The 18,899-nt window shown below is 66.1% G+C and carries 19 protein-coding genes; 5 read left to right on the plus strand and 14 right to left on the minus strand.

Annotated elements, in window-relative coordinates:
* Positions 1-169 precede the first annotated feature (169 nt).
* From ACTHQX_RS12545 to ACTHQX_RS12555, 3 genes are all read right to left on the minus strand, one after another.
* Entirely contained in the window at positions 170-451 is a 282-nt protein-coding gene (locus ACTHQX_RS12545) for a winged helix-turn-helix transcriptional regulator (RefSeq protein ID WP_236807525.1), read from the minus strand.
* Complete coding sequence (locus ACTHQX_RS12550; RefSeq protein ID WP_236807526.1) at positions 448-852, minus strand: VOC family protein; 405 nt, start codon at positions 850-852, stop codon at positions 448-450. The genes ACTHQX_RS12545 and ACTHQX_RS12550 overlap by 4 nt, the downstream gene beginning before the upstream one ends.
* A 736-nt stretch (positions 853-1,588) precedes the next feature.
* A complete protein-coding gene (locus tag ACTHQX_RS12555) occupies positions 1,589-2,455 on the minus strand; it encodes a GyrI-like domain-containing protein (RefSeq protein WP_440158015.1) in 867 nt (288 codons plus the stop codon).
* Between the two features lie 139 nt (positions 2,456-2,594).
* Here ACTHQX_RS12555 and ACTHQX_RS12560 point away from each other — a divergent pair, with 139 nt between their 5' ends.
* A complete protein-coding gene (locus ACTHQX_RS12560; RefSeq protein ID WP_440158016.1) occupies positions 2,595-3,104 on the plus strand; it encodes a hypothetical protein in 510 nt (169 codons plus the stop codon).
* On the opposite strand, the gene ACTHQX_RS12565 is transcribed toward ACTHQX_RS12560, so the two are convergent.
* Positions 3,050-3,388 (minus strand): hypothetical protein, encoded by a 339-nt coding sequence (locus tag ACTHQX_RS12565; RefSeq protein ID WP_440158051.1) that lies wholly within the window; start codon positions 3,386-3,388, stop codon positions 3,050-3,052. The genes ACTHQX_RS12560 and ACTHQX_RS12565 overlap by 55 nt on opposite strands.
* Between ACTHQX_RS12565 and ACTHQX_RS12570 the strand changes: the two genes are divergently transcribed.
* The gene (locus tag ACTHQX_RS12570; protein ID WP_440158049.1) at positions 3,281-3,679 is read left to right on the plus strand and encodes a VOC family protein; all 399 of its coding nucleotides are present in this window, start codon (positions 3,281-3,283) and stop codon (positions 3,677-3,679) included. The two genes, ACTHQX_RS12565 and ACTHQX_RS12570, sit on opposite strands and share 108 nt — an antisense overlap.
* Before the next feature lie 23 nt (positions 3,680-3,702).
* Here ACTHQX_RS12570 and ACTHQX_RS12575 read toward each other — a convergent pair whose 3' ends face one another.
* Positions 3,703-5,382, minus strand: a complete 1,680-nt coding sequence (locus ACTHQX_RS12575; protein WP_440158017.1) for a thiamine pyrophosphate-binding protein — start codon at positions 5,380-5,382, stop codon at positions 3,703-3,705.
* 120 nt (positions 5,383-5,502) lie between these two features.
* Entirely contained in the window at positions 5,503-6,006 is a 504-nt protein-coding gene (locus tag ACTHQX_RS12580; protein WP_236807531.1) for an Lrp/AsnC family transcriptional regulator, read from the minus strand.
* Positions 6,007-6,099: 93 nt separating this feature from the next.
* Between ACTHQX_RS12580 and hisC the strand changes: the two genes are divergently transcribed.
* Positions 6,100-7,209 (plus strand): histidinol-phosphate transaminase, encoded by a 1,110-nt coding sequence (gene hisC, locus ACTHQX_RS12585; protein ID WP_440158018.1) that lies wholly within the window; start codon positions 6,100-6,102, stop codon positions 7,207-7,209.
* A 69-nt stretch (positions 7,210-7,278) separates the two neighbouring features.
* A complete protein-coding gene (locus ACTHQX_RS12590) occupies positions 7,279-8,709 on the plus strand; it encodes an amino acid permease (RefSeq protein WP_440158019.1) in 1,431 nt (476 codons plus the stop codon).
* Positions 8,710-8,875: 166 nt separating this feature from the next.
* Here the strand turns inward: ACTHQX_RS12590 and ACTHQX_RS12595 are convergent, their stop codons facing one another.
* Both ACTHQX_RS12595 and ACTHQX_RS12600 read right to left on the minus strand, forming a co-directional pair.
* Complete coding sequence (locus ACTHQX_RS12595) at positions 8,876-9,454, minus strand: hypothetical protein (protein WP_236807539.1); 579 nt, start codon at positions 9,452-9,454, stop codon at positions 8,876-8,878.
* Between the two features lie 2 nt (positions 9,455-9,456).
* A complete protein-coding gene (locus ACTHQX_RS12600) occupies positions 9,457-9,747 on the minus strand; it encodes a hypothetical protein (protein WP_440158020.1) in 291 nt (96 codons plus the stop codon).
* Positions 9,748-10,469: 722 nt separating this feature from the next.
* Here ACTHQX_RS12600 and ACTHQX_RS12605 point away from each other — a divergent pair.
* Positions 10,470-10,781, plus strand: coding sequence for a hypothetical protein (locus tag ACTHQX_RS12605; protein WP_236807541.1), 312 nt, complete (start codon positions 10,470-10,472; stop codon positions 10,779-10,781).
* 39 nt (positions 10,782-10,820) lie between these two features.
* Here ACTHQX_RS12605 and ACTHQX_RS12610 read toward each other — a convergent pair whose 3' ends face one another.
* The 6 genes from ACTHQX_RS12610 to ACTHQX_RS12635 form a co-directional block, all read right to left on the minus strand.
* Positions 10,821-11,213, minus strand: coding sequence for a hypothetical protein (locus tag ACTHQX_RS12610; protein WP_236807542.1), 393 nt, complete (start codon positions 11,211-11,213; stop codon positions 10,821-10,823).
* A 443-nt stretch (positions 11,214-11,656) separates the two neighbouring features.
* Positions 11,657-13,906 (minus strand): bifunctional polysaccharide deacetylase/glycosyltransferase family 2 protein, encoded by a 2,250-nt coding sequence (locus tag ACTHQX_RS12615; RefSeq protein WP_440158021.1) that lies wholly within the window; start codon positions 13,904-13,906, stop codon positions 11,657-11,659.
* 473 nt (positions 13,907-14,379) lie between these two features.
* On the minus strand, positions 14,380-14,790 hold the full coding sequence (locus ACTHQX_RS12620; RefSeq protein WP_236807550.1) for a hypothetical protein: 411 nt from the start codon (positions 14,788-14,790) through the stop codon (positions 14,380-14,382).
* Positions 14,791-14,950: 160 nt separating this feature from the next.
* On the minus strand, positions 14,951-16,801 hold the full coding sequence (locus ACTHQX_RS12625) for a glycoside hydrolase family 15 protein (RefSeq protein ID WP_440158022.1): 1,851 nt from the start codon (positions 16,799-16,801) through the stop codon (positions 14,951-14,953).
* Positions 16,802-16,827: 26 nt separating this feature from the next.
* A complete protein-coding gene (locus ACTHQX_RS12630; protein ID WP_236807554.1) occupies positions 16,828-17,304 on the minus strand; it encodes a hypothetical protein in 477 nt (158 codons plus the stop codon).
* 314 nt (positions 17,305-17,618) lie between these two features.
* Entirely contained in the window at positions 17,619-18,899 is a 1,281-nt protein-coding gene (locus ACTHQX_RS12635) for a flavin-containing monooxygenase (protein WP_440158023.1), read from the minus strand.

Here is an 18,899-nt window from a genome sequence, read left to right on the forward strand (position 1 = left end):
CGGCCCACTTGCCGTCAGTTCACTCTAAAGGGCACCGCGGACATTTCTTTCGAGTTTTTGGACAGATAATGGCCGTTCCGAGGCCTTCAGGACCCATTACCTGTACAAAAACTCTCCGCATTTTCCGGGCGGGCAGGTCTCCTGGCGTCAGCGCTATTCCGCGCCACGCCTAGGCCTCCTCGCTGCCCCAGCGTCCTAGCGCGATGATCGCCTCACGCAAGGCAAGCCCGCGATCGGTCAGAGCATAGGCCCGGGTGTTGTGGCGGAGGGGCAGACGGGACAGTACCCCGGCCGCTTCGAGCTCGCGCAGGCGGGCCGCGAGAATGTTCGTCGGCACTCCGAGGTCACGCTGCAGATCACCGTAGCGCTGCGGCCCGTCGAGCAGCCGCTCCACGATGAGCAAGGCCCACCGTGCTCCAACGATATCGAGGGCAGCGGCGAGGTCGCTCACTCGGTCGGATCGGCGTCCGGTTTCATCCAAAACGGCGAGTAGTGGTAGCCGTCGGGGTCATCGAACTGGCGCTGGTACATGAAGGGGTAGTCGTCGATATCACCGATCCGCCCGCCGGCGGCACCGGCGCGCTCGACGAGCTCATCGACCGCCTGTCGGCTGCCGAGGTCGAACGAGACCGTGACCTTCGAGGGCGTATCTGGTCCGCCGACCAGCTCCTCGGCGCCGCCGACGCTCGCATACATCTCGCGGCTCCCGAGCATGACGTACTGCTCGGGCGCGATCGCGAAACATGACACGTTGTGATCGGACATTTCAGGGTTGAGGGTCCAGCCCAGGGCGGTGTAGAAGGCGGTCGCGCGCTGGACGCTTTCGACCGGGCAGGTGATGAAAAGGCTCATGCGGCTCATACTTGCAAAATGCAAGTATGACGTCAAGACCTCGGCCGCACGGTCCGCAACTTGCAGGCGTGTAGGAGCACCTTCAGAGGTAGGGGTGATAAATAGGGGCCAGACCCTGCGTGGACTTTCAACGGTAAATGGCGGCACTATTTGTCGCGCTCCCGTGGGCCAGCCAAAAATGTCTCCAACCCTAGTGATTTGAGGCATCGGTTATGAGACATGTCGCCTTGGTACGGCGATGGGTTCAGCTGCTCGCAGGGGAGCCTTGAAGGGATGCTCGACACCCTCTGGCGGACCTTGACCGGCTGACAGATCGTCGGAAAGACAGTGCCGTTAGGCACGTCAGTTCTTGGCTGGGCCACGCCGACTCACGGACTTTTCCAGCTCCGCAAGCTTCGCCAGCAGCCAAAACAACGGGGAGAGGGGACGCTGGCCGGTCACCTAAGCCGCCCCGCCCACCGGCAAACGATCTTGGTTCGCCGTGCCAGCACCCCCTTCCATCCGCTTGGCAGACATAGAAGCGTCCACAGAACCCATACCGGCATCGGAGGCAAGACCCCCATCAGCCGCGTTCACAACCTCAGTGGGAATTACACCCAGTGCAGACGACTCTGCACATTCAGTGCAAGGAACTTCGAAGGAACCTGACAATGCCTCCACTAACGCAGGGTTGTCTCATAACTCCGTGCAGTCCGATTGCAAGCAGCAAGATGTCGCCGATCGGGCGGCCGCACGGCTAGGCGCGTTCTACGGGGAGCCACAATTCACAGCTGGCCGTGCTGAAGTCGGCGGCGCGGTCCAGGACTGCCACGATCGCGGGCCCGGGTCGGAGCCGCCACGGGCTTGACGGGAACCAGTCGGTGGCGGTGGCCGCCCACGTGGACTGCAGGACCGCCGGGTACTCGCCTTCGGCTTTGAACACCGCCCAGGTGCCGGCAGGAACTTCGATTGCGTCGAGCTCCTCGGGCACCGGCGTCTTTTCGGCGACGGCGACGCCGTGGAGGTAGGTCAGTTCGCTGCCCTCCGTGTAGTCCGGGTCGACATCCGCGCTCACCTGGAGCAGGCCCGCGGGCTCGGTGTTGCTCAACGCTTTGAGCCGAATGTGCTCGGCTGCCGGCAACGAGGCGATGTGCGCTTGGATGTGCGGATTGGCGCCGTGGTGGATGAGCGGCACCCGGGCCGAATGGCCGATGAGCCTGAATGCCGGTCGGTCTGCGATGCGAGCGTCCATGGTGGTGTTCCCTTCTACGGTCAGGCGGAACCTGAGCTGCGGTTGCGTACGAAGGGGGCCGCCGTCCCGGCGCACGTCACCGGGGCCGACGCCATGCACCGACCGGAACGCCCGGCCGAACGCCTCGGTGGAACCATAGCCGTACTTCACTGCGATGCCCAACAGCTCGCCCTCGTCGAGAATGTCTGCTGCGGCGACCGCCATGCGGCGCCTCCGGACATACTCGGACAGCGGCATACCGGCCAGCGATGAGAACATCCGGCGGAGGTGGTACTCCGTCGTGCCGAAACTCATCGCCAAGCCGGCGACGTCGATCTCGTCCGTTAGGTGGCCCTCGACGAATTCGACGAGCCGGTTGAGCACTGCAATCACGGTGCCCCCTTTCGACTCCAAGCCTGCCCGTCTGCTTCGCCCCGCACCCTACTATCGCGGCCGGATCCGATCATTATCCATCTCGCAGGCCTGCCCGTAAGCTGGTCCGTCTAGCCCGGAGAAACTTAAGGAACACTCATTGCCGATCAATAAACAGACGCTGAAGGACGACGGGTTCGCCGGATTCAGATCGTTTGATCAGCTGGATATCAACCGGGTTCCACGGGCCCCCGGAATCTATGTAGTGCTCAAACCCGAGGGCTTCGAGCGGGTGTTCCTTGCGAGGAGCTTGGGAGCCCGCTTCAAGAAGCGGGATCCGTCCCTGCCCAAACCTGCCTTGGAGGCGGAGTGGATCGACAACGCGGATGTCCTCTACATCGGAAAAGCCGGCCCGGGAAGCACGGGCAACCGCGGACTGCGAAAGCATGTTCAAGAGTTCACTGACTTCGGCCGCGGGAAGCCTGTCGGCCATTGGGACGGGCGGCTCATTTGGCAGCTCGCCGGCTCCCACTCGCTCATCATCGCGTGGAAGGAGCTGGCAGCAGAGGAGCTGAACCATGCCGAAGCCGCCTACCACGCGGAGTTCGTCAGGACTTACGGCAAGCTGCCCTTCGCCAACTTGGTCCAGGCCAGGACGAAGGGAGTTTGAGCCTTGGAGGCGATCGGCTCGAAGGCGATCACCGGCGCAATTTGCGGATGGTCACCCTCCAGCACGCGCGTGGACTCGACCGCCATCGCCCCGACCACTGGAGCTAATCCCTCCGCCTTGGTAGCTTTCAACGCATGGCCATCAAACTTGAGAATGTTGGTATCGCTGTTCGCGACATGGAAGCAGCAATCGCCTTTTTTACCGATCTCGGTCTTACGGTCGTCGGCCGTGACACGGTCAGCGGCGAGTGGACCGATACGGCCGTTGGACTTGATGGAAACCACGCCAAAATCGCGATGCTCCAGACCCCGGACGGTCACGGCCAACTTGAGCTCTTCGAATACATCCATCCCGAGGCGATCGAGTCGGAGCCGACGCGTCCCAACGACATCGGCATGCACCGCGTGGCCTTCTCGGTGGACGACATCGACAAGGCCCTTGAGATCGCTGCCAAGCACGGATGCTATCCGCTGCGCGGCGTGGGGACCTACGAAGACCTCTACAAGCTCACGTACCTCCGCGGTCCCAGCGGGATCATCGTGATGCTCGCCGAGGAACTGAAGAAAGGCAGCTGACGCCCGAATCGACCCGATAGCACCTAGCTGGCGACCGTCTCCTTTGCAGCGGTCTCCTTCGCCTGCATCCATTCGCTCAGCCACGGGGCCCGGACGCTCGTGGTGATGCGGCAGTCGGCCACGAAGGTGCCCTTGGCGCCGGCGTCGATCCAGTCCTGGAGTGCGGAGAGGTCCGCCAGGGTGCGGATGATCGCCGATTCCGCCCCGATCGCGCGGGCGATGCCGCTGAAGTCCACCTCGGGGATCAGCATGGGCTTTTCGGTCAGGCCCTGCGAGCCGTACTGATGGATCTCGGCCCCGTAGGCGGCGTCGTTATAGATCACGACGACGGCGCTGCTCGCCGCGCCCACGAGCGACTCCAGGTCGGACAGGCCCATCAGGAATCCGCCGTCGCCCGCGGCCAGCACCAGGGTGCTGCCGTCGTCCACGGCCCGGGCGGCCCCGACGGCGCTGGCAAGGCCGAGCCCGATCGACTGGAAGGCGGTTCCCACCATGACCAGGTCCTGGGGACGCGGGATGTGCCAGTACATGGGTGCCCAGCCGAGAAAGTGCCCGCCGTCCTGGACCACGGTGCGGCGTTCCGGCAGGACCGCATCCAGTGCCGTGGCCAGCGCCCGGGGATCAAGGCGGCCGTCCGAGGTCTCCGCGGTGCCGGGGTGGTGGCAGGGTCCTTCGGCCAGCCGCTTGAGTGCCTCCGCGCGCCAGACCTTGGAGGCCTCGGCCCCCGAAAGGGCGGCGTCATCCAGCAGCCGGAGGAGCCCGGCGGCGGCGGCCTTCGCATCCCCGGTGACGAACAGGTCCACCCGCGGGTTCGTCGGCTCCATGCCTGCGTCAATCTGGATCACGGTGGCGTCCGGGCCGATCAGGTGCCCGAAGCGCATGGTGAACGGGCTCAGGCTTGCTCCCGCCACGAGCACCACGTCCGCCTCGCCCATCAGCCCGGCGGCGGTATCCGTGCCGAAGCCGCCCGCAACGCCGAGGTAACCCTCGCCCTGCAGCAGGTTCAGCGCCAGTGCTGTCCCGGCGGTGAGCGCGCCGAGGCGGTCGGCGAGTTCCCGGAGTTCGGGGCCGGCTCCGGCGAGGTGCGCACCGCGGCCGGCAAGGATGAGCGGCCGCTTGGCGCCGGCCAGAAGTTCGGCCGCCCGGCCAAGTCCGCCGTCGGCGTCGTCCCTCACGGCAGCCGCCACCGGCGGCGCGGGAAGCTCTTCGTCCGCCGCCTCAACGGCCGCCAGATCGTACGGAATGGCGATGACGACGGCGGTCCGCCGGGCAAGTGCGTACTCCACCGCTTCCTGGGTGATGGAGCCCGCGCTTTCACGGGTGACCGTGAAGGTGACCGCACCCAGCCCGGCGGCGATGGCCGCCTGGTCCACGTCCCAGGGACGGGTGCCACTGCTCGGGGCGTCCCCGGTGACGAGCACGGTGGGGATCTGCGCCTTGACCGCTTCCGCGAGGGCCGTCAGGGCGTTGGTGTAGCCGGGGCCGTACGTGGTGGTCCCGGCCGCGAGGCGTCCCGATGCCCGGTAGTAGGCGTCCGCCGCCGCGATGGCGGCGCCTTCATGGCGCACGGCGGTGAAGCGGAGGCCCTCCTTCTCGGCGGCGTCCAGGAAGTAGACGTTTCCGTTGCCCATCACGCCGAACACATCGCTGAGGTAGCTGCTGAGAACCTGCGCCACCCGGCCGGATACTGTAAGTGAAGTCATGCAGGAATCTTCAGATCCAGACTCCAGATAAGCAAGAGAGTCGATATCGGTTGGGATATTTGTCAGTGGATATCGCTGTATAGTGAAAATATGCACACTGTGGCGCCGGTCACGGCCTCCTTAGCCCGGCGGGCGGCTCTCTTGCTGAGACAGCCGGTTCAGCAGGCCGTCGAAGCGCGGCGGCATGAGTTCCAGGACCGAAATGGCGGTACTGGTCCGCTGGATTCCCTCGATTTCCAGGATCTGGTTGGTGATGCGGTAAAGATCGGCCGTGTCCCGGGCCACCACCTTGGCCATGAGATCCGCGTCCCCTGTGGTGGCATGGACCTCGATGACCTCCGGAATGGCTTCGAGTCCGTTTTCCACCGACCCGGCGCGGGTCTGGCTGATGGCCAGGGAAAGGAAGGCCAGCAGGCCGTAGCCGAAGGCCGCCGGGTCCAGCCTCCGGCTGAAGGACCGGAGGGCGCCGCCGCGCTCCAGCTTGGCGAGGCGCGCGTGCACCGTGTTCCGTGCGACGCCGAGGGTCCGGGAAAGTGCGAGGGCGCTGGCCTCGGGGTCCTCATCGAGGGCGAGGATGATCCTGGCGTCCAGGGAATCGAAGGTGCGGGGATTGGGGATGGTCATATATTCATCGCAGACGTTAGAAGTTGAGCAGAAATCCCAAGGGACCAAGAGTATCTTGCAATGTGGCCGGGGTCACTTCCATGATCAAGCCTCATGACCACTGATCAGATCCTGGCGGCAACCGGCAGGTCGCACCCCATCCTGCGTGCGGCCGTGTCCGGACTCCCGTCCTACGTCCCGGGCCGGCGCAGCGCCGGCGCGGACATTGCGGCACTCGCCAGCAACGAAAGCCACTACGAACCCCTGCCCTCGGCCGCCGCTGCGGTGGCCGAAGCGGCCGGCAGGATGAACCGCTACCCGGACATGGCCGCCGTCGAACTCCGCGAACGGATCGCCGGGCACCTCGGCGTCAGCGCCAGGGAAATCGCGGTGGGACCCGGCAGCGTCGGCGTCCTCCAGCAGATCATCACCGGGATCTGCGACGCCGGTGATGAAGTGATCTTCGCGTGGCGGAGCTTCGAGGCCTACCCCATTCTGGTGGAGCTGGCAGGTGCCAGGCCCGTCCGCATACCGCTGGACGATGCCGAAGGCCACGACCTCGACGCCATGGCCGCCGCCGTCACCGAACGGACCAAGGTGGTCCTGCTCTGCACTCCCAACAACCCGACCGGCGTCCCGATCAGCCACGAACGCCTTGAGGCGTTCCTCCGCTCCGTCCGTTCCGACATCCTCGTGGTGATCGACGAGGCCTACGTGGAATACGCCGACGCCGGCAGCGGCCCCGACTCCCTGGCGCTCTACCGCGAGTACCCGAACGTCTGCATCCTGCGCACGTTCTCCAAGGCCTACGGACTCGCCGGCCTGCGTGTGGGGTACGCCGTGGCAGCGCCGGACATCGCGGAGGGACTGCGCCGGACCGCCATTCCGTTCTCCGTGACCGCCCTGGCCCAGAAGGCCGCCGTCGCTTCGCTGGACGCGGCCGGCGAGATGCAGGCGAGGGTCGCCGTCGTCAAGGAAGAGCGCTCGCGGCTGGCCGCACGGCTGGAAGCCCAGGGCTGGAAACTGCAGCCAAGCCAGGGCAACTTCCTGTGGATCCGGGCAGACGACGGCCTCACGGCCAGGCTCGTGGCCGCCTTCGACCAGGCGGACATCATGGTCCGCGCCTACCCGGGCGACGGCGTCCGGATCACCGTTGCCGACCCTGCCTCCAACGACCGCGTGCTCCAGGTTCTGGAAGCCGTCTCGGCAGCCCAGGCGGCCTGAAACCTCTACCTGTTCCACCTTTACCCGTTCGATCTTCACCTGTTCGACAGACAACCCAGAGGACTCCCCATGGAACAACAGACAATGACGTCTGCCCCGGCGCTTGGCGCCGCCCTGAAACCCCGCCAGCTCACAATGATGGGACTGGGAAGCGCCATTGGCGCCGGTCTCTTCATCGGTTCGGGCGCCGGCATCCAGGCCGCCGGCCCGGCGGTGCTGATCTCCTACCTGGTGGCCGGCACCCTCATCATCCTCGTGATGTGGGCGCTTGGTGAGATGGCTGCCGCCAACCCGGACAGCGGGGCCTTCTCCGTCTATACCGCCCGGGCCTTCGGGCCCGTGGCCGGCGCCACCGTGGGCTGGCTCTGGTGGCTGCAGCTGGTGGTTGTCATCGCGGCTGAAGCGCTCGGCGCGGCAGGCCTGCTTTCCACGATCTTCCCCGCCCTGCCGGTATGGCTGATGGCCTTCGTGTTCATCGCGGTGCTGACCGCCGTGAACCTCACCCGGGTGAAGAACTTCGGCGAATTCGAGTTCTGGTTCGCGCTGCTCAAGGTGGCGGCCATCGTCGGGTTCCTCCTCATCGGCGTCGCCCTCCTGTTCGGCTGGCTGCCAGGCGTCCAGTCACCGGGCCTGGCCAACTTCGACTTCACCGGGGACGGTTTCGCCCCGCACGGTTTCGCAGGGATCGCCACGGCGCTCTTCGTGGTGGCTTTCGCCTTCGGCGGCACCGAGATTGTCTCCGTGGCCGCAGCCGAAACCCAGGATCCTGCCCGCAGCGTCGGACTGGCCGTCCGCACCGTCCTCTGGCGCATCCTCATCTTCTACATCGGCGCGATCTTCATCATCGCGGCCGTGGTTCCTGTGGGATCGGCCGGCCTGAAGAGCCCGTTCGCTGCTGTACTGGAGGCCGCAGGCATGCACGGCGCAGCCACCGCCATCACCTTCGTTGCCGTCGCGGCCCTGCTCTCCGCCCTCAACGCCAACCTCTACGGCGCCTCCCGGATGGCGTTCTCCCTCGCCGAGCGCGGTGAAGCGCCGCGCGTCCTCGCCTCGCTGTCCAGGTCCCGGGTCCCGGTGGTGGCAGTCTTGGCCAGCGTCTCCTTCGGCGTCGTGACGGCGGTGCTCGAGGTGGCCTTCCCGGAGAAGGTCCTTCCCCTCCTGCTGAACATCGTGGGCTCGACGTCCCTGCTGGTGTGGGCCTCCGCCCTGCTCGCCCAACTTGCCCTGCGTCTTCGCGCGGACCGTGAGGGTACTTTCCTTCCGTTGCGGATGGCGGGCTTCCCCTGGTTCACGGGCCTTGGCCTGCTTATTCTCGCCGCCATCTTCACGGTGGGCTTCATCGGCGAGGATTCCCGTCCCCAGCTCCTGAGCACGTTCGCCCTCGTGGCCGCCCTGGCGGCGGGGAACTGGCTGCACCACCGTTCCATGAAGCGTTCCGCCAGCGTCCCCGAGCGCGCAGAGTCCCGGGAGCGCGTCGAGCCTCCGGTACTCATCGACTAGCTTGGGGGTTCTGCGCAAATTGGAGGGCGCGTCCGGCATGGTCGGGCGCGCCCTTCTATTCCCCGTCATCCCCACCCCGAGTTTTTCTTCAGATAATCCACGTTTGGCACGATTTAAGTCGCGATATCTGTTCCAAAACTCGGGGTCTGCCGGGTGGTGTGCTTGGCTACGAGGCGGCTGAGTTGAAGCCGGGATCGGTGGTGGCGGTCTCCAGGAGCCGGTCGAAGCTGCGGATGCCGTAATCAGGCGGCGTGGCGGCGATGACGATCCGCGTCGCGGTGACGGCGTCAGCTTTTGGCTTGGCATTCTGTTTTGCCTTCGGTGGGGGCTGCTGGACGACCTTCAGGTGCAGGCCGGACACCCCGTTCACAGACAGAGGCAGGCTCCCACCATCGAGGAGCAGTAAGCGGAGCCCGTCAGCCGAGAGCTGCTGGCTCCGGTCCGCCGTCAGTTCAAGAATCACGTCATTGACGGTCCCGGTCAGCCGGTGCAGGAACGCCCGCTCGCTCGAACTTTTGGCCCGGATGCCCAGCGTGGTGAAGGCGGTAGCGAAGAGCGCCACAAACAGCAGGGTGGCGCCGACGTCCCGAAGGCCGGGCGCAAAGAGCATCAGGATCAGGCACACGACGAACCCGACGACTGTAAACCGGCCGAACATGGCGCCCGCTTCCTCGCCCGGCCTGCCCGTCCACTGCTTGGAGGTGAAGCTGCACACTTCCCGGGAGTGGGTCCGTGGAGTTGGCATGATCAGTTCCCTTTCACTTCGAGCAGGGCTTCGGCCAGAATGATTGCTTCCCGTGCTTCGCGAAGGCTTTCCCGAAGGCCGGGATCCGGGAAGCCGAGGCTGGTGCCGCCCGGGGAGACGGCAAGATCGTCGGCGACCTTCCGCAGGTTGTCCCGCTCCAGCGCGAGCATCCGCGACGACGTCAGCTTGACTCTGCTTTTCTCTAACTCAAACAGCGACGTGTTGATCTGGTCCCGCCGCGCACGGATCGCGCGGCACACCCCCTGGATGCGCAGAGTGCGGCTGGTGAACATCCGCTCCATCTTGGCTGCAACGTCTTGGAGTTCCTTCAGGGTGCTGTATCTCCGCGCCTCATGGGTTCCGCTGTGCCGGGCCAGGAGCTGGCTGATGAGCGAGAGGCGTTGGCCCCACAGCTCGAGGCCTGCCTGGTTCTGGGTGAGGAGCAGTTCCGCAGCGCCGAGGGCCGTGGCCAGGGCATCCCTCCGCGGTGTGAGCTTGCTTGGCCGCTGCGTCCAGCCGCGCGATGAACTGTCCGTAGTTGTCGAGCGCCGGACTTTCCTCCCGGCTGGCCACCGCCGTGGTGGGCGGGGCAGGCGGCCCGTTGGCCGCCGTCGAGCTTTCCTTTGGCGTACCGATACGCGGGGGAGTCGGGGGCTTTCGCGGCGGGAAGGCGCGGGGTTCCGATCCGGAGTCAGGTGCGCAGTCACTCATGATCAATCGTCCCCGTTCATGATCCGTCCAGGGCAGCCTCACACCGCCACGGACCAAGCAGGAGCGCCCGCGCGCCTGCCTGTGAATGCCCATTGTAAAGCGGAGGACGGGCGTTGTCTGCGGGTCCGGCGCCGGCAGGATCGCTGAAGGCCATGAACCAACCTTGCGTGTTGATACCGAGCGTCTTAACTTTTAGAAGCGAGCGTCTTAACTTTTAGAAGTGCGGACGGCGCGCGGAGTGACGCCGTCCCGCGAACCCCGTGGAAGCGGCTGCCCGGGAAATGAGGTGGGAAGCAGGTCAAGCGTGAAGTCCCTGCGAGAAGTCATACGAAGCGAGTTTTTCCCGTCCGCGGCGGCGCTGACGCTCGTTGTCCTTTTCTGGTTGGTCGGGTTGCTGGGCGGTCTCTCGCTGCTCAGCAGAAGCCGCCCGCCGCTGGACACGCTGAGTTGGTTGCTGTTCGTCTACGCCTCGGTGGTCCTGTCCAGTGCTGTTGGCCTGTGGGCGGCAATCGATCTGCTCCGCCGGCTGTCCCGACGGCGGCATGGGCTGTCCCGACGGCGGCAGGAACAGTCCCGGCGGCGGAAGGGCCGGGACAGTGGCAGCGGCGACGAATAGTTGCACGGGCAGGCCGGCACGATCCGGCGCTAACTTGCCTCAGTACTCCACCCTTACGGCCGTGGGCGTGATCCGCAGTCTTCCCTCCGTCTCGGCGGTCTTCTCGATGGCTTGCCCTACCTGCTTGGCCAGCATTGCTATGGAGGCTTCCTCCCTGGACATGTGGGGCCACTTCGACCGCCACAGCGCAACATCAACCGCGATGACGGCGCGGATTTCCTCGAGGGATTCACTGAACACGAAAATCCTGTCCTCGTCGACGCGGGACGGAACTACGACGGCCACGGAGGTGTCGTGTATCCGGACGACCCCCAGATGGCCGAGCCCGAGCTGAAGGGCAGAGGCAAACGACTGAAGTTCAATGGAGGACATCTGCGCCTCCCTGCTCGAGGCGTCCTCGAGCATCCTGGAAAATGCCGACAAGCTGACCATAGTGTTTCCCCTCCCAGTCTTGGGCGGACGCCGTTCGGCAGCCCCGCCCCCTAAGAGGTCCGGCCCCCCGGCCTACGGACCATCCGTTGCATTGACGTGCCAACCAAATGGCTGCCAACACGGTTAAGAGCTTGACGGGGGCGACAAACGAGTGCAAGTGACACGCGGCACCATGGCGAAGAAAGTCGCGCCACTCCCCGGGGCCCGCCCCCAGCCTGTGCCCGAAATGAGGATGGACATAAGGAAGGGGCCGACGACGGTCTGGGGAGCGCCTCCCTGGGAGGTACAACGTCGCCGGCCCCGTCCTTCACCGGAGGGCCCGCCGCATCATGGGGTAATGCGTCTGGGCCACCCTCCCGCCCGAAGCGAAGCTGCTTCGGAAATCTGGCGCAGTGAGCGGAGATGGGAATATCTGGGCTTTTCTCAGGTGGGTTGGCGCCGGCTCAATGGACCACCTCCTGTGGCTGCTGGCTGGAGTCCACTTCCTCTTCTGCTGTGTCAGCGGTGCTTGCCGGGGCGTTGACGGTGTTGGTTCGTTCCGGTTTGTACCAGCCCACGGCGCGTCCACGGAGGGCCTGGAGTAGGGATCCGACGAGCACGTAGGCGCGGAGGGGTTCGTAGATGAGCCGGTAGATCGGGACGATAAACAGGTGGCGGGGGTCTTCGCGGACCATGATGACGGCGACCAGGGAGATGATCATGTGGGTTGCGGCCACGAAAACTGCGAAGACAGCAATGGCCTGCCATTCACCCTTGGACAGGCTGACCGCGGCGACGATGAGGGTCATGGGCATGAAGACCAGTGGCACCAGGACCGACAGGAGTGCGTAGGGCATGGTGAGCAGGCCCAGAGCGCCGTAGCGGGGGTTCAGGAGCATGCCGCGGTGCTTGTACAGCGTCTGGATGTTGCCGTACGTCCACCGGAGACGCTGTTTGAAGAGCCCCCTGACGGTCATTGGCGCTTCCGTCCACGCGACAGCCTCGTTTTCCTGGACGATGCTGTAGCCGAGCCGTTGCAGGGAGAGGGTCAGGTCGGCGTCCTCGGCGAGGGTGTCGTGGGAGTACCCGCCGGCCTGGACGAGTGCTTCGCGGCGCCAAGCGGCGCAGGCGCCGGGGCAGATGGAGATCGCTCCCATCAGGCCTTCGGCCATGCGCGTGACGCAGATCCCGGAGAGGTATTCCAGGCTTTGCCAGGCGGTGAGGATGTTGCGCCGGTTGCCGACTTTCACGTGTCCGGCGACGGCGCCAACGGGCTTGCCCTTGGACTGCGCAACGAAGTGCCGAGCGAAGGCCTTGATGGTCTGTTTCTCGAACAGGGTGTCGCCGTCCAGGGTGACCACCACCTCTCCAAGGGAGTTGGTGATGCCGTTGTTGCTGGCAGCGGATTTCCCGGCGTTGGGCTGGTGGATGACCCTCAACTGGGTCCAGTTCTTTGCGTACCCGTTGAGGACTTCGGCGGTGCCGTCGGTGGAGCCGTCGTTGACGGCGACGACTTCGAAGTTGACGTAGTCGCTGGCCCTGAGGGCATCGAGGGTCTTGGCGACCACCGGTTCCTCGTTGTAGACGGGCAGGACCACGCTCACGGACGGCCAGTCCGACTCCGGGACGGTGTCCCAGGACCGTTTTTTCATGCGGCGGTTACTGATGAGGGCCAGGACCACGTACAGGAAAGTCAGCAGGGTCAGGGAACCGACGCCGAACCAGAACAGCCAGCCGATCAGGACGTTGGGGGTGACCAGGGTTGAGGTGAAGGTGGCCAGGGTCAGGTGATCGTCAACGGTGGCGCCGACGCTGCGCTCAGGGACGTATTCCTGGGGCAGCAGCGGCTGGACGGTGGTGAACTTGTAGCCCTGCGCCTTGGCCTGTGGAATGAAGGCCTTGAGCATCTCGATGGTGGAGGAGCGGTCGCCGCCGCCGTCGTGGACCAGGACGATGTGGCCCTTGCCGTCGAGGCTGGGAGTTGCGATGGCCTCGCCGGGTGGGTGGTCCCAGTCCCTCGTGTCGAGGTCCATGTTGATGTGCATATAGCCCAGTTGCTGGGCCTGCAGCAGGGCCAGGGCGTTGTTTTCCGGGTCGCCGGTGGGAATGCGGAAGAGGCGGGAACCGTAACCGTCGGTTGCGCGCATGACCCGGTCCGTGCCGATGATCTGCTCCCGGTTAAACGCATCGTCGTGGTCCCAGAAGTTGATGTGCGACATGGTGTGGTTGCCCACCATGTGCCCTTCCCGGATCAGCCTCTTGAAGACATCGGGGTTTTTGACGATGTTGTCGCCCAGCGTGAAGAACGTTGCCGGGACGTGTTCACGGGAGAGCAGGTCCAAAACCTGGGGTGTGAACGTGGGGTCCGGTCCGTCGTCGAAGGTCAGCATCAGCGTGTGGTCCGCGGGTTCCCCGTAGGAGTCAAGGACGTAGGGGCGGTTCCCGATCAGGTCCAGTTCGTCCTGGCTGGTTACTTGCCTGAATATTGTGGTGCTGAACGGGTCCTTCAGGAAAACCTTCCCGCCCGTCCGCTGGACCAGTGCAATCCGGTCAATGGCAAAGCCCACGTCCTGGCCGAGCCAGGGGATATCCTCCAGGTCACCGGAGTTCAGGAGCTGCCGCGGATAATCTTGTGACTGGTTCGGCTCCGCTTTCCACAGCGGAGCCGTGGCGCCGGGCAGGATCCACACCAACGACAAAGCCCCCACCACCATCAGGGCTAAAAAGCTGTTCAGAATGCGGCGCCACCGCCGGCCGCTCGGATCATAGAATATTGGTCCGGCGGACAAAGGAAGCCTCGGTGTCCGGTGCTTCACTGGGTCTCCTCGTGCTGAAACGGAAACGGTTAGTGCGGATGGCACTGTCACCGGCCACCCATGGCGTGGGAGGCCGACTGTGCGAAACGCCTGAGACCGGGGCGCTTCGGACCGAAGGTATTCGCCGGGGAGTGACTGGACGGGGCCCTCTCATGGGGCGTACCCCGTGCCGGCAACCTGTCCCGCGAACGTTGGTCCTTATCAACTTGCGGACAGTAATGAATTTTCCGCTCAGACCTTGCAAAAAGCATGCGAAGCCACCCGGGTGGCCCCGCTTTTGGCACCCAAATAGGGGGGATTCTCTACCCGTGGCAGGCTAACCGCCAGCTTTACCCCACCCGTTTGCAGGGTGTGTCCTGTATCGCCTGCCGTCAGGGGGTGCCGAGCCGCCAGCGCGGCGGGAACCAGGCGTGCGTTAGGAAGAAGGACATCATCAACCAGCCTGCCAGCAGCAAGGGGTAGTCGGGTACCCACGCTGAATAGTGGCGTCCTTCAGCCCACCCCTCCTGGGGATGCCCGTGGAGGTAGGAGGCAACCACGGCAAGGCATCCCAGGATGATCCCGGCTATAGATATTTCCCCGTTGGCGATCCACCACCGCCGCACTTTCGGGACCCTCCTGATCGGAAGTCCAAGGAGCACCATGGCCGCCATGGAGACCAAGGGGACGACGACGACGATCGTCACCCCGAGCGTGATGGCCCGGGTAGGGTCAGGGCTGATGACCAGGGTGGACGCGATCCGCGCGCAGGTGATGGCCAGCACCACGAAGGCGACTGCCATCTGGGTCCGGAATGGGTAAGGCCTGCCCGGGCGAAACGGATGGCCGCCCTCGTGCGGCCGGGCTGCCGGCCGGCTATGCGGGGATGCCTGAAACCCGCCCGTTGCCGGCCTCATCGGACCATGGGGCTGACTCTCGGGATCGGGCTTACTGGGCACACTTTCATGATGCCTTAGAATGCCCTCGGGGGAGAAACGATTTCGCCGGAGATCCGGGAAGTTTCTCCTTTGCAGCCTCCCGCAGAGCCAGCGCTGCCTGGACCAGCGCGGCGTGCGTCAGCGCCTGCGGATAGTTGCCGAGCAGGGCCCCTGAGGCGGGTTCGATCTCCTCGCTGAACAGGCCCAGCGGGCTGGCGTGCGCAAGGAGGGCCTCGAACATTTCCGTGGCCTCGGCTGCCCGTCCCGTGAGGGCGAGGGCCTGGGCGAGCCAGAACGAGCAGGGCAGGAAAGCCCCCTCATTACCCGGCAGGCCGTCCTGGCCCGGCGGGTAGCGGTACAGGAAGGGGTAGCCGGCGGACAGCTCCGACCACACCGCATCCACGGTGCCGCGCAGGCGGTCCGAGTCCGGTGCCTCGAAGCCGGTCACCGGCAGGATCAGCAGGGCGGAATCGAGATCACCGGAGCCGTACGAGCGGGTGTACGTGTTCTTCGCGGCGTCGAAGCCTTGGGTCCTGATGTCGGCGGCAATAGCTTCCCGCGCACTTTCCCAGCGGCGCCGTCGGCGGGTGCTGATGTGGTGGCTCCGGGCAACACGCAGCGCCCGGTCCAGGGCCAGCCAGCCCATGATCTTGGAATGCACATGGTGCGCCGCGTCGGCCCTGATTTCCCAGATACCGGCATCGGGCTCCGGCCAGCGCCGAGCCACGAGATCGGTAAAGCTGCGCATGGCCCGCCACGTCTCCGAGTTGAGCCGGCGCCCCTGCCGGACGAGGTTCCACGCGGCGTCAAGGACCCAGCCGTAGCCGTCGAGCTGGTGCTGGTGCGCGGCGCCGTTGCCCACCCGCACCGGAGCGCTGCCCGCGTAGCCCGGCCAGCCCTCCAGCGTGCGCTCGCGGGGGACATGCCCTCCCGTAAGCGTCAGCAGCGCCGGCAGCCGGGGCCGCTGCAGCCTGCTCGCGTGCAGGAGCCAGTTCAGGAAGTTCAGGGCCTCGCCGTCTTTGCCCAGGCCGAGGAAGGCGGCGATGCCAATGCTGGCGTCCCGCGGCCAGGCGTACCGGTAATCCCAGTTCCGGATGCCGCCCGGGTCCTCCGGCAGGGACGTGGTGGGGGCCGCGACCGGCGCGCCCGAGGGGGAGTAGGTCAGCAGCTTCAGTGTCAGCAGGCTCCGCAGGACTGCTTCGCGGAACGGGACGTCCTCGCTGATGCCTGACGCCCACTCCCGCCAGCGGGCTTCGTCGGCCTCCACCAGGTCCCACGCGGTTTCGGGATCGACCCACACCAGCGGTTCCGTGTAGGCCAGGGCGAGCACCATCACCACGGGACGGCCGGGCTCAACGGTGATTGTCGTCGTCGTGCCCGGCAGTACGCGCACCCCGCCGCTGACGCCGAGCGACATGGCCAGGGCGCCCCATTCGCAGACCACGTGCCGGTCCTGCCGGACGCGGGGCCTCAGGTGGCGCTCGCCGAAGCGGGGGTTAAGTTCGACGGCGGCTTCCGCGGGAGCGCCGTCGGCCTCCAGCCGGCGGATGAGGAGGGTAGTGGGCAGCAGGCGGCCGGATACTTCCGCCACCATGGCTTCGGTGAGTGTCAGCGTGCCGCCGTCGGTGGCCCAGACTGTTTCGAGCGTGGCGGTGTGCGGCCGGTAGCGGCGGACGATTTGCTTGGACGCCCGGGCCGGACCGGCGCGGAAGGTGCCCGCGTCCGGGCCGCCGAGCAAAGCTCCGAAGACGGGATCGGCGTCGAAGGTGGGCGCGCAGAGCCAGTCGATGCCTCCGTCGGCCGAGACCAGGGCGGCCGTGCGGGTGTCCCCCAGCAGGCCGTAGTCCGCAAGGGCGGGGGAGTGCATGGCGTCCATGGTGCGTCCACCTTCTCTCGCTGGGGTCAGCCGGCCGTGAGCAGCAGCCCGAGCAGTGAGCCGTAGACCAGATGGGCCGCGACGGCCACTGCCGGCGTCTGGATTCCGTAGTTCAGGCCCAGCAGGCCCGGAGGTTCGAGCGCTGCCCGGCTGGCCGGACCCGCCCTGGTGCTGGCCATCCTGGGATGGATGCCCGGCAGCAGGGGCAGGATGACGGTCAGTGCGACGGCGACATGCAGGAGTCCCAGCAGGGCGCCGATCCACCACGTTGCCCGGCCCAGCAGCGCAAACACTGCCGCGTAGCCCAGAGCGAAGACCTGCCCTGCCGCGAGGTGGATGAAGAAGCCGGCGATCCGCGCCTTGTCCGGATCGGGAGTGACCAGGCTGCCCAGGACCAGGGGCAGGTCGAGTCGGGTCCAGCCGGCCATCTGGAAGGCGATCATCACCGCGGTCAGAGCCGTGGTGGCCAGCAGCCCGAACAGCGCCCAGCCTTGCCAGTCCATCTCAACCGCCGCCGCGCTGCGTGGGCGTTGTTTGCGGGTGTACCGCTGTCATGACGCACCTTCTAAAACTAAGTTGTCTAATTTTAGAGCCGAGGTTGGGTGGTGGGCAAGGGCCGACGGCGGATGCTCAGGCGAGCGTCCGGCGCTCGCCCACGCTTACGGCATCCTGGGCAGTCGCGTGGTGAGGTTAGCTTGTGCCCGCCGGCTCCTCGGCAGCTGATCCCTGATGGAGTCTGTGGCCAATAAACCAACGCGGGGTCACTTAGCGCCCAATGAAGGCTCGACATTGGGCGCTAAGTGACCCCGCGTTGCAGTTAACGCCCCGCGAGGTGGCCCGCCACGTACTCCGCGTCCATGCCCACCGCCGCCACCGTGGACGACGCATGCTTCGTAAGCCACGGCAGCCCGACCGCATAAAGCCCCGGCACCTCGGTGACACCACGGAAATGGCGCGGGTAATTCCATTCATCCAAAACCGGGATATCGAGGAAGCCGAAGTCCAGGCCGTAACCGGTGCTCCAAATGACTGACGTGATGCCCTCGGCGCCGAGGTCCAGGCGCGCCCCGGACCCGGAGGGCTGCCAGTCGACCGGCGGCACAGATTCAGCAACCGGCGCCTCGATCCCCGCCGCCAGAATGTACGAGTCCAGCATCACCTGCATCCGCTGCCCGAACGCCGATTCCGTCAGCGCGATGCGGGCGGCGAGGTCGTCACTGAAGGTGATGGCGCCGTCGTCCGTTCCCTCATAATGGCCGTGCAGCCGGACGCCCCGGCGGCCGAGGTCCCGCAGGCGGATGCTGTGCCCGCCGGCGTTCCCGGAAATCAGAGGATTGCACATGAAGCGCGCCGCGGGCGAGGCAAGCGCCGCCGCCTGCAGGCCGTTGATGCCGTACTCGGGCCCGTGCAGGTTGACCTCGAGGAGCCAGTAGAACATGTCCTGCCCGCGGTAGCGCCGCGGCGCCTCGGGGCAGGCCGAGACGGACAGGTGCACCTCACGGCCGGCGTCGAGCAGGTCCTCGGTGATCTGCCCGCCCGATTGCCCGGTCCCCACCACCAGCACCGCCCCTTCCGGCAGTTGCGCGGGGTTGCGGTAGTCATGGCTGTGCTGCTGGGTTATGTGCCGGGGGAGTTTGGCGGCCGACGGCGGAATCCGCGGCCGCTGATAGGCTCCGTTCGCGAGGACGACGTTCCGTGCCAGCCAGTTCCCCTGGCTAGTGTCGACGGCGAACCCGCTACCCGCCGTCGTCCCGCCGTCCGCCCGCGCAACACGGCTGACCTCCGTCCCCACCCGCACCGGCGCCGCGATCCTCCGGGCGTACTCACGGAACAGCTCGATCACCCCGTCCCGGGGGAGGAAGGCATCAGGCTCGGGACCGTCGTACGTCATGCCCGGCAGCAGGAAGGCGAAGTTCGGCGTATTCAAATAGAACGAGTCCCAGCGGTCCTGCCATGCGCCGCCCAGTTCCGGGCGCTGCTCCAGCAGCAGATGTTCGACGCCGGCCCGGCTCAGCCAGTAGCTCGTGGCCAGGCCCGCCTGTCCCGCCCCGATGACCAGAGTGTCGATTTCCCGTGCGGCGGCCGATGACCGGGGCAT

It is taken from the genome of Arthrobacter sp. SAFR-023 (assembly GCF_051965295.1).
Taxonomy (GTDB): Bacteria; Actinomycetota; Actinomycetes; order Actinomycetales; family Micrococcaceae; genus Arthrobacter.

What these genes read in the sequence shown, in the direction of transcription:
- ACTHQX_RS12590 (WP_440158019.1), top strand. Translation starts at nt 7,279, where the DNA reads ATGGAACAACAGACAATGACGTCTGCCCCGGCGCTTGGCGCCGCCCTG.
- ACTHQX_RS12625 (WP_440158022.1), bottom strand. Translation starts at nt 16,801, where the DNA reads ATGGACGCCATGCACTCCCCCGCCCTTGCGGACTACGGCCTGCTGGGG.
- ACTHQX_RS12580 (WP_236807531.1), bottom strand. Translation starts at nt 6,006, where the DNA reads ATGACCATCCCCAATCCCCGCACCTTCGATTCCCTGGACGCCAGGATC.
- ACTHQX_RS12600 (WP_440158020.1), bottom strand. Translation starts at nt 9,747, where the DNA reads ATGTTCACCAGCCGCACTCTGCGCATCCAGGGGGTGTGCCGCGCGATC.
- hisC (WP_440158018.1), top strand. Translation starts at nt 6,100, where the DNA reads ATGACCACTGATCAGATCCTGGCGGCAACCGGCAGGTCGCACCCCATC.
- ACTHQX_RS12615 (WP_440158021.1), bottom strand. Translation starts at nt 13,906, where the DNA reads ATGGTGGTGGGGGCTTTGTCGTTGGTGTGGATCCTGCCCGGCGCCACG.
- ACTHQX_RS12630 (WP_236807554.1), bottom strand. Translation starts at nt 17,304, where the DNA reads ATGGACTGGCAAGGCTGGGCGCTGTTCGGGCTGCTGGCCACCACGGCT.
- ACTHQX_RS12570 (WP_440158049.1), top strand. Translation starts at nt 3,281, where the DNA reads ATGGAAGCAGCAATCGCCTTTTTTACCGATCTCGGTCTTACGGTCGTC.
- ACTHQX_RS12575 (WP_440158017.1), bottom strand. Translation starts at nt 5,382, where the DNA reads ATGACTTCACTTACAGTATCCGGCCGGGTGGCGCAGGTTCTCAGCAGC.
- ACTHQX_RS12550 (WP_236807526.1), bottom strand. Translation starts at nt 852, where the DNA reads ATGAGCCTTTTCATCACCTGCCCGGTCGAAAGCGTCCAGCGCGCGACC.
- ACTHQX_RS12610 (WP_236807542.1), bottom strand. Translation starts at nt 11,213, where the DNA reads ATGGTCAGCTTGTCGGCATTTTCCAGGATGCTCGAGGACGCCTCGAGC.
- ACTHQX_RS12635 (WP_440158023.1), bottom strand. Translation starts at nt 18,899, where the DNA reads ATGCCCCGGTCATCGGCCGCCGCACGGGAAATCGACACTCTGGTCATC.
- ACTHQX_RS12595 (WP_236807539.1), bottom strand. Translation starts at nt 9,454, where the DNA reads ATGCCAACTCCACGGACCCACTCCCGGGAAGTGTGCAGCTTCACCTCC.
- ACTHQX_RS12620 (WP_236807550.1), bottom strand. Translation starts at nt 14,790, where the DNA reads ATGGCAGTCGCCTTCGTGGTGCTGGCCATCACCTGCGCGCGGATCGCG.